Genomic DNA, 13,043 nt, shown 5'->3' on the forward strand with positions numbered 1-13,043 from the left:
GGCTGCTTCGGAGACTCCGCCCGCCGCTTCGGCGTTATCGGCTGCGGGCACGTGCTGATGCGGCATCCGTGCCTTATCAGCACTGCGCAAGCCGTCCTGGCTTGCGCACCCGGCCGCTAACGCCGAATCGCCGGCTGGCGCGAATGGGGGCCCGGGTCATAGATGAGTCAGTCGCTTCGGCAATGCATCTCAGTCTGTCATTCCGACTTTCGCCGGAATGACAGGTTCCTTTTCGTTTTTGCTTTTATCATTGCGCGAAGCGTGCCTTTGATTTTCTCGCCGTCTGACGAGCCGAGCAGCGGAATGCAGTCTGGGTTAACAGCCCGTAACGCAGTGAAGGGTCGAGGCATGGATGCCGAAGCCTTTTGTGACTGTACAAGGATGTACTGTCACAAAAGCCCCAGACGGAATGAGCAGCACAGGGCACCCACAAAACAGACTTATCGTTTTGTGGGCGAGGAATACAGGCAATGTTCTTTTGGGTACTTTTCTTGCGCCAAGACAAATCTGCCGGGAGCAGATTTGCGCGCAAGCCCCGAAGGGGTAAAGCGCATGGATGCGCTTTACAAAGTTACCCGCCCGCCGGGGCGACGCCGACATGGATGTCGGCGGTAGAGCAATGCAGGAGCAATTGCCGAGACCCGGCAATCCTCCCGACTGACCAGCTGCGGAAATAAACGAGAAGAGCGGAGCGACAACTACCCCCTCCCGGCCTCCCCCTTTACAGGGGGAGGAGCAAAGCGCTGGCTCGAGACTCGGCAATCACTCCGTTTGCTCTAGAACTGAAATAGTTGAAACACCGCAGCAGCAACGCCCCTCTCGCGGCCATGCTGCCACCAACGACGAATAGCCACCTAAGCCCTCATCGAAATCAAAACTCATTCAGCTAGCGGTTTGATTCAGCTTCTCGCGAAACTCGGTTGGGGTCATGCCAACCTTCTTCTTGAAGAACGTGTTGAAGGACGCTTTGGAGTTGAAGCCGGCGTTTTCCATGATTTCAAGCATGGTTTGGTTCTTGTTTGCCGGGTCGGACAGCAGCCGCTTGCACTCATCGATGCGGTAGGTGTTGATGAAGTCGAAAAAGTTCTGCTGATAGTGACGGTTGATCAATTGCGACAAGTTGCCGCGTGACATTTGCAGCTGCTTGGACAGGTTTTCCAGGTTCAGCAAGCAATTCAGGTAGGGCTTCTTTTCTTTCATGTAGGTTTCGAGCTGGCTGATCTGCTCCGGGGAAATGATCGGTTTCTCTTCCGGCTTTTCGGCTTCCTTGGTTTCTGGTTGGCTAAAACCAGCGAATACCTGGCTGTGTCCCATGCTGAAAAAGATCAGTGCGCTGACCAACAGCATGGCGGCGTAGTCGGCGGCGAGGCCCCAAAAGTCGAGGTCGATGCCAAGTGACGGGGCGAACGAGGAAATCAAGGTCGTGCTGACGAACATGGAATCCATGCGCACGGCCAGAAAGCCGAGGACCAGAATTTTTAGCCAGGTCAGATCGATTTTTTCGATATCGGCAAACTCGTCCTTGATGCGCTTCTGGTAACGGAGCAGCTCGATCAGCGCCAGGATGCCGCAGACAATCCGGAACAGTTCACGCAGAAAGCCGACTGACAGTGTCAGTTTTGGCGGCGCGAAGGTGTCGTAGCCCTGCAGGATGACGACTTTGGCCGCGTAATCCAGCCGGTAATAGTTGACGACTTCAAACAGCACGTAGGCGACAAATGGCAGGAACAAGAGCCAGTCGCTGCGTTTGATCCGGTAATCGCGGTAGATCATGGCGCGGACATACAGCAAGAGCAGTGGCGCTTCGAGCCAATAGGCGTGACCAAACAAGTAGAAAATGTTCGGGGAAAAATCGATGGCCCACTGGCGAAAGGCAGTGCCGTACATGATCAGGTTGTCGAGCGGTATCGCAGCTTGAGCAAACAAAAACAGCGCAAGCAGGACATTGCCACGGCGTTTGCTGCGGAACAGCCACAAAAACAGTGCAAACAGCACGCACTGATAAATGGTGATGAACTGCATGACATCATGCAGGTTGAACAGAATCGCTTTCATTCACTGTGACCGCGTGCGCTCGATGCTGCTGAGCTTATCGGTTGAGCAACAGAATGCAAGCAACTCGCAAGGCCGCGCGTCGTGCGCTTGCACGGCTTTGCCGATGATCGTTGTGATTGCTGTTTTTTTGTCCAGCGGCGCGCAGCCATACGACGGCAGTGATACCGCGACTGCCGGCGCCAAGGGCACACCGCAGCCAATGCTGGAATCGGATGAGACGGATGGTCGTTCACAGATAAATTTGCTGCGCCGCACAAAAATATCGACTCATTATGCGAGCGTGCCGGCAATCGAATCGACCGGCGCGGTTCGTATTAAAGGCTGGCGAAGTTGGCAGCGAGCACAAGTCGGTAGCAACTGACACAAGTGGGCATCAATGGCTTTGCACCGACGCGCTGGTGGTGATGGCAGCTGAAAAAATGCTGCAGTGCATAAAGCCTTTGCCTACCCGCTTGCGATGGCTGCGGCGCGACGTGCTGGTCAGGCATGCCCACCAAACCGGGCGACGGGTGTCCGTTTTGGTATGGAAATGCGGTTTTGGCCAAGGTTGAACGTCTTGCTGTGGCGTCATGCGAACTCAAACGGTTCAAGTTTGAAGGCAGCTACAAGCTTGAACGCGTCCTTGCGTTTGCCTTTGGTATACGAGTAGCTCGCGAATTTCGGCCCGACGTGGCTGGCCTGGCATCAGCCGTCAGGATCGCGACGGTGCCTGGGAGACCGCGGTTCGCAACGCCCGGAGGCGAGTGGAGACAACATGAAAAAAGCAAACGGATACCTGCCCCGACTGCTGGCGCTGATGCTGGCGACCATGCTGTGGGGGTGTGGCGACAGCGCCACTACCAAAACTGACCTCGACAGTGTCGACCCGTCGCAACCGGTCGCCGACTGGAAGCTGAAGTGGAGCGACGAGTTCGATGGCAGCAGCATCGACCCCCGCAAGTGGACCCGCGAGGTCAACTGCGACGGCGGTGGCAACAACGAGCAGCAGTGCTATACCGATGCCGCCGAGAACGCCTTTGTCGCCGCTGGCGTGCTGAACATCGTTGCCCGGCCGGCTGCGGACGGCGCGCCCAAGCCCTACACCTCGGCGCGGCTGAACACCCAGTACAAGGCCGATTTCAAATACGGCCGCATCGAGATGCGGGCCAAGCTGCCGTTTGGTCAAGGCAGCTGGCCGGCGTTCTGGATGATGCCGACCGACAGCGAATACGGCGGCTGGCCGCGCTCCGGTGAAGTCGACATCATGGAGGCGGTCAACCTTAAGGCCGACGCGCCAGATCAGGACGAGCCGGAAAATCGCATCGTCGGCACGCTGCACTATGGCTCCGGCGCTGATGAGGCCGGTCACAAATACACCGGCAAATCCTACAAGAAGCCGGATGGCAGCAATCCCGCCGATGATTTTCACACCTATGCCATCGAATGGCAGGAAGGCGAATTCCGCTGGTACATGGATGGTTATCTCTACGCCACCCAACGCAAATCAGAAGTGCGCTACAACAGCCGTGGCGAAGCGGTCGGCCTCGCGCATCGCGGTTGGTACACGCAGTATTACGACCAAGGTACGGGCGAGCTCATTACACACTGGGACAATGCGCCGTTTGATCAGTATTTCTACCTGATTCTGAATCTCGCGGTTGGTGGCAACTGGCCCGCCAATGTCAACGAAACCGGCATCGATGCCGAAGCCTTTGCCAATGGCCAAGCGCTGCAGGTGGATTACGTGCGCGTGTACGAGTGCTCGGCGGATCCGCTGACCGGTAAAGGTTGCGAAACCATTCGTCCCGGTTATGCCGATTTGGACGACGCTCTGGTGGAGGGTGCGGCTCCGATTCCGTCGCCACCGTCCAATGGTGCAGAAAACCTGACCATTTTTGACGGCACATTGAATCCGAACTGGCCGGCCTGGGATTGCTGCGGCGGTTCGACCCCGGCCGTGGTGGACGATCCGGCTTTGGGCCCATCAGTCGAGTTCAGTGTGGGCGCGGCACCGACCGTCAATGGCTTCATCACCCGCTCCGCTTTCATCACCGATCCGACTGGCGTACCGACGCCGTTTGATGGCAGCGGTATGCTGGAAAAAGGCGCCATTCGTTTTGATCTGAAGGTGGTGAGTGCACCGACCGATCCGGGTTCGGTGTGGAAATTCAAGGTGGAAAGCAACGGCGGCGAAACCGCCGTTGAACTGAATCTGGTAGATGGTTATGTCGGCTCGTCGGATCCCAGCCCGGCAGTAGGGCAGTGGGAGTATTACGAGTTTCCGCTGCAAATGCTTGCCGATGCCGGTCTCGATGTATCGAAGATTGATGTCGTGATGATCTTCCCGGCATGGGGCAGCGGCAATGGTGCTGTGTACCGGATGAACAATGTCGAGATCTCGCAGGCATCACCGCGTCTCGATCTGTTCAAAGACGCCGAAAATCCGGCGTGGCCGATGTGGGATTGTTGTGGCGGCTCGACCCCGCAAGTGGTCACCGATGATGTCGATCACGGCGCCACCGCCGAGTTCTCGATTGGCGCCAGCCCGACCGTCATGGGCTTTATCACCCGCTCAGCCAATGGTGGCGGCGACACACCGTTTGATGCCAGCACCATTGTCGAAAATGGCGTGCTGCAATTCGACATGCGGGCCGTCAGCCTGCCGAACACACCAAGCGCACCATGGTTGCTGAAAGTGGAAGCCAATGGTGGCGCCAGTGCTGTCGAAGTCAATCTCAACACCAGCCTCGAAGGCCAGAATCCGGCCGCCGGTGTCTGGCAGACCTACACCTTCAAACTCGCCGATCTGGCAGCGGCGGGTCTGGATATTTCGGCCATTGATGTCGTGATGGTGTTCCCGGCTTGGGGTCAGGGCGAAGGCGCGACTTATCGCATCGACAACGCCGCGATCTACGAAGCGCCGCCAACCTACACGCTGTATGACGACGCAGCGCGCACCGGCTGGGTGTTGTGGGATTGCTGCGCCGGTTCGGCGCCGGTGTCGGTCGCCGATGATGTCGATCACGGTCAAGTCGCCGAGTTCAGTGTCGGTGCAACACCGACCGTGCTGGGGCTCATCACGCGCTCGGCCAATGGTGGCGATGATCAACCGATCGACGCCACTGCCTTGGTCGACAGTGGTGTGATGCGCTTCGACATGAAGATGGTCAGTGCGCCTAACAATGCCTCAGCGCCGTGGTTGCTGAAGATCGAATCCGATGGCGGGGCAACGGCCGTCGAAGTGAATCTGAACACCAGCCTTGAAGCAGTCGATCCGGTCGCCGGCGTCTGGCAAACCTACACCTTCAAGCTTGCCGATCTGGCCGCCGCCGGCCTGGATGTCACGGCGATTGATGTGGTGATGGTGTTCCCGGCGTGGGGACAGGGCGAAGGCGCGACCTATCGCATCGACAACATGGAATTGGCACCGTTCTGAGCACGCCAGCGAGGCGTGACACGGCAAGCGAAACGCCGGGGACCACGGTCCCCGGCACTGGCAACGGATACAACAAAAGCAGGCCATCATGAAACCAATGATTTTCACTCAGACACCGCTGGCGATCGCGCTGGCGATTGCGCTCGGTAGCGGCGTTGTCGCGCCGGTTTTTGCCGCCGACGCTGAACCCGCAGAGGCGGCAGCTTCCGCGGCGCAAACGCCGGTTGCGGCTGAACCCGCTGCCGTAGAGTCGGCAACGACCACTAACACACCGGAGCAGGGCGAGGCTGCAGCGGCCACTGCTGAACCGGTGGCGGCGAACGGGGTTTCGTCAAACGAGGTTTCGACAAACAAAAATCAGACAAGCGAAGACGCCCCGCAAATCGTCGAGGTGCGCGGCATTGTCGGCAGCATGATGCGGTCGATGCAGCTGAAGCGCGATGAAAATGGCGTCGTCGATGCCATTTCGGCTGAAGATCTCGGCAAGTTTCCCGACACCAACCTCGCGGAAGCCTTGCAGCGCATCAGCGGTGTCACCATCAGCCGTTCGAACGGTGAAGGCAGTCAAATCACCGTGCGCGGTTTCGGTCCGGAATTCAATCTGGTGACGCTGAACGGCCGGCAAATGCCGGGGACCGGGTTCACCCGTTCGTACAATCTTGAAGATTTGTCAGCGGAAGGCGTGGCGCGGTTGGAGTTGTACAAAACCGCGCGCGCCGACAAACCGAGCGGTGGTCTTGGCGCCACCGTCAATATCGTCACCGCACGGCCGCTGGAAAAACCGGGTCAGCACATGTCGTTCTCGGCCAAGGGCATCAATGACACGTCGAATGTCCAGGGCGACGACATCACGCCGGAATTCGCTGGTATCTACAGCAATACCTTTGCCGAAGATCGGTTTGGCATTGGCGTCTCGTTCTCGCATCAGGAACGGGATTTCCGTCGTGAAGAGGCCAATATTCAGGGCTGGGTGCTGCAAACCAATGATCAGTTGCCGGATCTCGACCCGTCTCAGGTCATTGATAACCGCACTCGCATCACCAATGCAGCGTTCTTTCCCAAGGACATGAACTTCAGCATTTCGGACATCGAACGCGAGCGCACCAACGGCCAGCTGACACTGCAGTTTGTCCCGCATGAAGATGTAATCACGACGTTGGATTACACCACCACCGACGCGACCACCGGCGTCAATACCTTCGGTTGGGGTATCTGGAACAACTTCGGCAACAACATCAATGCATATGAGCTGGATGCGAACGGCACGGCGGTATATGCCGACATCAGCGGTGATGATGGCTCGTTCACTGCCAGCCGCTCGACCACCGGTGTCGAGGCGCGTTCGCTTGGCTTCAATGTCGATTGGCAGATCAATGAAGATTGGCAGCTGCGCCTCGATTATCACGACTCCAGCAACGCCGTCGACAATGGCGAGGACGACGGGCTCGGCAGCGCCGGTCAGGTCATTCTCGGCTCCAATCTGCTGGGCAGCAAAATCTACGATTTCCGCCGTGGCGACATTCCGCATTACTACGTCAACTGGGATAACGGCGGCTATGAGCTGCTGCCCAGCGAAATGGACTCGAACTTCAGCCAGTTCATCCGGTCACCGGGCGAGTCGGATATTCAGCAGCTGCAGATCGACGCCACCTGGCAGAACGGTGATGCCGACAGTCCGCTGCTCAATCTCAAATTTGGCGCTGCCAGAACGGAACAGGAGCTGAGTGGCTACACCGCCTGGAGCGGCCTGCGTGGCGGCCCTGGCTTCAGTCCATCATTCACCCAGATTTTCCCGGATAGCATGTTCATCCGTCACAGCACTGGCGGCATGCTCGATGCCTTCAGCGGTGGCGGTTCTGCGCTGCAACCGGGCTATTACTACACCTTTGATTTCGATGAAGCGATCGCCCGCCAACTGGCCTATCTCACCGAAGAGGTGATGGGCGACAATCAGTATTCCATCGATCCTTTCTTTAGCGGTGCGCCATCGGTCAGTCGGGTCGAAGAGAACACGGATTCGATTTATCTGCAATCGGCGTGGTCATTCGATTGGTCTGACCATGTGATCAACATGAATGTCGGCGTCCGTTACGAAGAAACCACCGTGCCGAGCACGGCAATGGTGCGTGTGCCGACACAAGTCATCTGGGTGGCAGCGTCGGAATGGATCACCGAGTACGAGCCGGAGCTGCAGCAACAGGATTTCACCGGCAAGTATGACGTGCTGCTGCCCATGCTCGATCTGAAAACCGAACTGAGCGACGATCTGGTGGCGCGCTTCTCATGGGGCAAAACCATTACCCGGGCTCCGATCGGTTTGCTGCAGGGCGGTCGCTCGTTCAGCGGCAGCCCGAAACTGGGGTCGCGTACGGTGTCGGAAGGCAATACTTCGCTGTTGCCGTACGAGTCGACCAACCTCGATCTGTCGCTGGAGTATTACTACGGTGATCGCAGCTATGCCGCGATTGGCCTGTTCCAGAAGAAGGTCAAGAACTACGTTGACTACCAGCCGGTCAACCAGACCTACGGTGGCCTGCATGACGTTTACCAGAGCGATCGCTGGAATACCGCTGTGGCGGCGTTGGAAGCCGATGGTGTCCAGGCCACCGACACGGCCATTTTCAACTGGCTGATCGATAATGGCTTTGGCAATGCGAACGGTGAAATCGAACCGCTGGATACCGATCCACTGATCGTCTGGCGGGTCACCAAGCCGCTCAACCTCAACGATGAAAAGACGGTTGAAGGGGTGGAAGTCGCGGTTCAGCACGTGTTCGGTGAAACCGGCTTCGGGCTGGGCTTCAACGCCACGATGGTTGATGGTGATGTTGAATACGATCCCTACGATCTGGAGCCGCAGAACCCGCTGGTCGGCATCAGCGATTCGGCCAACCTGCAGGGTTTTTATGAGCGGGAAGATCTGTCGGTGAAGCTGACCTACGCCTACCGCACCGACTACGTTGCCGGCATGGGCCAGTCGCAGGGTTCATCTGACAATCCGGCCACTCAGGTGGCGTCGTATGGTCAGTGGGATGTCAGCATCAGCTACGATTTTTACGACCACTTCACAGCATTCTTCGAAGGGATCAACATCAACAACGAAACCGAGCGCGGTTATGGCCGGTTTGAAGAGCAGTTCCTGTTTGCCCGGCAGTATGGCCCGCGCTATATCCTCGGCGTGCGCTACACCTATTGAGCAACAGGCCAGAAAAAAAAGCCGCTGATGTCAGCGGCTTCTTTTTGTCTGGCAATTGTGTGCGGGAGGGGGTTGGGCGTTACCTGATCACTGTCGTTAGTAGCGGTGTCGGCTTGCCCGCTTTATGCCAGTCTTGAAGCGCCACAGGACTCGCGCACGATCAGTTCGGCGTCCAGAGTGATGTTGTCGATAGCTTGACCATGGATTCGCTGAATCAGCTGGGTCACCAGCAGCTCACCGGCGCGATCAGTATCCTGACGCATGGTGGTCAGCGATGGCGTCAGCAGTTCCGCGACCGGAATGTCATCGAAGCCGACCAATGCAACATCATCCGGAACACGTCGTCCGGCCCTATGCAGGGCCCGTTGTGCCGCGATGGCGATTTGATCGCTGGCGGCAACAATGGCATCAAAGGCTTGGCCACTGGCCAGCAAGCGTTGCGCGGCGTGGAAGCCTGACTGCGCTTCACCAACACCGGCATCCTGTCGCAAGGCCGGGTCGGCATGCAGACCCGCAGCGGTCAGGGCGCTGACATAACCGGCATGACGATCGCTGAATTCCGGACTGCAGCGACTGATGTCGCCGAGAAATGCAATGCGGCGACGTCCCTGCTCCAGCAGATGTTCAGTGACGCGGCGGCAGCCGCCGACATTGTCACAGCCAATCGACGCGCCGGTCTGCTCCGGGTATTGCGCGCCCCAGCGTATGAAATGGGTGTCGTGCTGACCAAGCAGGCGCATCCGTTGTTCCAGCTCGTGAAAATCGCCGTAGCCCAGCAGAATGAGACCGTCCGATTTGCAGCTCTTTTCGTAGTCGGCAAACCAGTCGGAGGAGAACTGCTGGCAGGACACCAGCAGATCATAGTGCTGGCGCGCGGCGGCCCGGGTGATGGCGCCTATCATCGACAGAAAAAACGGATTCAGCGTTGCCCGATCAGTCAATGAGTCGGCGAACATCAGCAAGGTCAGCGCGCCGGTCTGCATTGTTCGCAACCGGCTGGCGCGCAGATCGACGTGGTAATCCAGTTGTTCGGCGATTTGCAGAATACGCTTCCGGGTGGCTTCCTTGACTACCGGTGAACCGGCAATGGCGCGCGAAACGGTCGGCTGCGACACGCCAGCCATCAACGCGATGTCGGTCGAGGTGTATCGTTTCTTGCCGAGTGGTGGTTGTGCCGTCGGCGTGACGCTTCCATTCACAAAGGTCCTGGCTTGCTGCGCGGGCTTACGGTTGCCAACAGTCATGAAGGCCTCCTTCGTCATGGAACTTTCCTTGGAAAATTCCGAATAAAACTCACTTTGTCATTCCGGCGAAAGCCGGAATCCATTTTTGTCGAGAAAATGGCCCCAGCCGTTTCACTTAAGCCCACATACCGCATCAGCACTGACCGGCTTCAGTTGTACCCGGGCCAACTGCAATTGCACCGCGCCATCGGAGGCGAACACAAACGGCGAGGTGATGTGGTTCATTTTCATGTTGCCTGTTTCTTGTTGGGCTTTTGCGAAACAGGCCAGCGGTATCGACGCCGTGTGCCAGTCGGTTCCGACTTGCTGCTTCAGTGCGGGCCCCACCTCGATGAAGCGGCTGCATGATGTGCCACAGGCAAGGCCAATGCGTGCCGGCTGGCCGGCGGAAGCCAGCACCCGGTATTCCAGCTCCAGTGCCATGCCGGCATTGCTGTTTTCAACCAGATCAATCGACCGATCCTGACCATGGCTCAAGGCGATGAGCGACTTGCTGCGAACATCGATGATGACGGTATCTTCCTGTTGCTTGCGGTCGGCCGCCCGTGCCGTTACCGCGCCCAGGCTTGACACTTGCGTGGCGTTTTCGACCACCGTGATTTTGTCGCCATCGATCAATTGCAGTTGCCATGGCGCCACGGCTTTGCCGGCAATCAGATAACGGCTGCCGTTGTCGTTGCTGGTGAGATTCAGTCCGGCGTTTTCGGACACGGTAGCGACCGTGCGTTTGTCCTGATAGCTGAGGCCGTAACCGTAAGCAAACAACGGTTGATAATCGGCGTCACCGACATTCAGCTCGCGACCGGTGGCGTCATTCGGCCAGGAAAATGACAGCTTGCCGCTGAAGTCGTAGCCGACGCTGCCATCGGGTTTTTGCAGTAGCAGATCAGCCAGTGCGCCACCTTCGGTGCCGGGCAGGAAGGCCGCGATGAAAGCGTCGGACTGGTTCAGCTCGGGGTTGACCCAAAGCGGGCGACCCGACAGGAATACCGCGACAGTCGGAATACCGGCCTGTCTGAAGCGCTTGAGCATCTGCAGTGCGCTGTCATCACTGAAATCAAGATGCGGTCGATCGCCCTGAAACTCGGCATACGGATCTTCGCCGAACACGACAATGGCGACATCGGGTTTGCTGTCGTAACTGCCATCGTCGCTCCACTGCACGGTACCACCGCTGCCGATGAGCGCGTGCTGCAGCCCCTGATAAATGGATTCGCCATGCGGAAAATGTTCGTTGCGGTTGCCGAGTCCCTGCCAGGTCAGTGTCCAACCGCCACACTGCTTGCCGATATTGTCGGCGCCGTCGCCGGTGATGAGGATTTTGCTACCGGGTTTCAGCGGCAGCAGTGCGCGGTTGTTTTTCAGCAGTACCATGGATTTGCGCGCAGCTTCGCGCGCCACCGCCCGGTGTGCCGGCGCGCCGAGCAGTTCGTATTTGCCGGCGTACTTGCGCTGCGATGGCGGCACCTGATCGAGCAGACCCATGCGAATTTTCACTCGCAGAATGCGGCTGACCGCTTCGTCGAGTCGCGCCAGGGGTAATTCGCCGCTGCGGGCTTGAGCCAAGGTGGTTTCGTACAGTCCTTTCCAGGTGTTCGGCGCCATGAACATGTCGAGACCGGCCGTCACGGCGGCTGCACATTGGTTTTCGCTGCAACCCGGCACGAGCGCGTGGCCATTCCAGTCGCCGACCACAAAACCGTCGAAACCGAGTCGGCCGACCAGCACGTCGGTCAACAAGGTTTTGTTGCCGTGCATTTTCTGACCATGCCAGCTGTTGAAGGACGCCATGACGACTTGCGCACCCGCGGCAATTGCCGGCGGATAGCCTGCCGCGTGAATATCGCGCAGCGCGGCCTCACTGCTGAGATTGTTGCCGGTGTCGATGCCGTCGGCGGTACCGCCATCGCCGACAAAATGTTTGGCGGTTGCCAGCAGGTGATCGGGGCCGAGATAGTCGGGCGTGCCAAGCTTGCCCTGCAAGCCTTCGATGATGGCGCCAGCGTAGCGGCCCACCAGCTCCGGATTCTCCGAGTACGATTCGTAGCTGCGACCCCAGCGATCATTGCGCGCGACAGCGAGCGTTGGGGCAAAGGTCCAGTCCTGGCCGGTCACCAGGATTTCTTTCGCGGTGATTTCACCAATGCGGCGGATCAGCGCCGGGTCATTGGCGGCGCCCAATCCAATGTTGTGCGGAAACAGCGTGGCGCCGACAATCTTGCTCTGGCCATGCACGGCATCGGTGCCCCACATCACCGGAATGCCAGTGCGACCACCCTGCCTGTCGGTCGACGCCGCCCAGAAGGCGTCCGCCAGTTTCAGCCACTCGCGCGGGTGAGCGCGGTTGTCCTGGTTTGGTGCCGAATTGCCGCCATTCAAGACGCTGCCCAGGTGGTAACGGCGAACCTCGTCCGGCGTTACCGAATCGATATCGGCCTGAATGATCTGGCCGACTTTCTCTTCCAGCGTCATCTGTTGAAGCAAACGCGTGATGCGAGCTTCGGTAGCGGCATCGCGGGGCAAAGGCGAGTGTTGTTGTGGCCAGTTGTTGAGCTGTATTTGTCCTTGAACCTGTCCATCACTCGGTGCGGAGCCGCTGCCGGCGGCGTGGCCCAGCGTCACCATGGCGGCATAGCCTGCCAGAACCCAGGCGAGTGCAAGGCTGACACGGCTTTTCGGCTTGCGTGACGGAGCAATTTTTAGGGAGTTTTTTCGCATGTCGCCCTCGGGCAATTTGACCAGACGCGGTCGTACCGATTGGTCATGCGTTATAGCGGGCGGGCCGGGGTGGGTCGTTCAACTTTGTTCCCGCCTGCGTTCAACCTTGCGAAAACGATGAATTTGAACGGTGTGAGGGCGTGGACGACATGACAGCGTGGCCGCTGTCACGGTTGGCGATGCGTAGCGTGTGTTTGCCGCCGCTGCCAATGCGTCGAAAGGTCAGTGGCAGAAGGCCGTGCCGGCTAAGCGAAATACCGTATCGGTAAGCCGCCCTGAGCGAAGTTGAACGGGCGTAGGCAGGAGGCCGGCAGCCGTTGTCGGCTGCACGGAGGACCGCAACACGGTTGCGGCCATCAGCAAGCGCGGGGTGGCAAATTCTCGGATGGTCCTGTCAAAGGCCGCGCGGTTGGTG

6 protein-coding genes are annotated in these 13,043 nt (G+C 58.6%); 3 read left to right on the top strand and 3 right to left on the bottom strand.

Translation table 11 applies throughout. From position 1 onward, the window contains the following. Positions 1 to 882 precede the first annotated feature (882 nt). Positions 883 to 2,055 carry a helix-turn-helix domain-containing protein gene (locus HPT27_RS09820; RefSeq protein ID WP_211197921.1) on the bottom strand — a complete coding sequence of 391 codons (1,173 nt, stop codon included), beginning with the start codon at positions 2,053 to 2,055 and terminating at the stop codon, positions 883 to 885. Positions 2,056 to 2,158: 103 nt separating this feature from the next. Here HPT27_RS09820 and HPT27_RS09825 point away from each other — a divergent pair, with 103 nt between their 5' ends. The 3 genes from HPT27_RS09825 to HPT27_RS09835 all read left to right on the top strand — a co-directional run bounded on the left by HPT27_RS09825 (position 2,159) and on the right by HPT27_RS09835 (position 8,666). Beyond that, entirely contained in the window at positions 2,159 to 2,416 is a 258-nt protein-coding gene (locus HPT27_RS09825; RefSeq protein ID WP_172242433.1) for a hypothetical protein, read from the top strand. Between the two features lie 393 nt (positions 2,417 to 2,809). Next, complete coding sequence (locus tag HPT27_RS09830; RefSeq protein WP_172242436.1) at positions 2,810 to 5,470, top strand: glycoside hydrolase family 16 protein; 2,661 nt, start codon at positions 2,810 to 2,812, stop codon at positions 5,468 to 5,470. A gap of 88 nt (positions 5,471 to 5,558) precedes the next feature. Next, positions 5,559 to 8,666: a TonB-dependent receptor gene (locus tag HPT27_RS09835; protein ID WP_211197922.1), complete on the top strand. Its 3,108-nt coding sequence runs from the start codon at positions 5,559 to 5,561 to the stop codon at positions 8,664 to 8,666. Positions 8,667 to 8,788: 122 nt separating this feature from the next. Here the strand turns inward: HPT27_RS09835 and HPT27_RS09840 are convergent, their stop codons facing one another. Then, positions 8,789 to 9,910: a LacI family DNA-binding transcriptional regulator gene (locus HPT27_RS09840; RefSeq protein ID WP_172242439.1), complete on the bottom strand. Its 1,122-nt coding sequence runs from the start codon at positions 9,908 to 9,910 to the stop codon at positions 8,789 to 8,791. Between the two features lie 111 nt (positions 9,911 to 10,021). Further along, the gene (locus tag HPT27_RS09845; RefSeq protein ID WP_172242442.1) at positions 10,022 to 12,628 is read right to left on the bottom strand and encodes a glycoside hydrolase family 3 protein; all 2,607 of its coding nucleotides are present in this window, start codon (positions 12,626 to 12,628) and stop codon (positions 10,022 to 10,024) included. Between the last annotated feature and the right edge of the window lie 415 nt (positions 12,629 to 13,043).

It is taken from the genome of Permianibacter fluminis (assembly GCF_013179735.1).
Lineage (GTDB): Bacteria > Pseudomonadota > Gammaproteobacteria > Enterobacterales > Permianibacteraceae > Permianibacter > Permianibacter fluminis.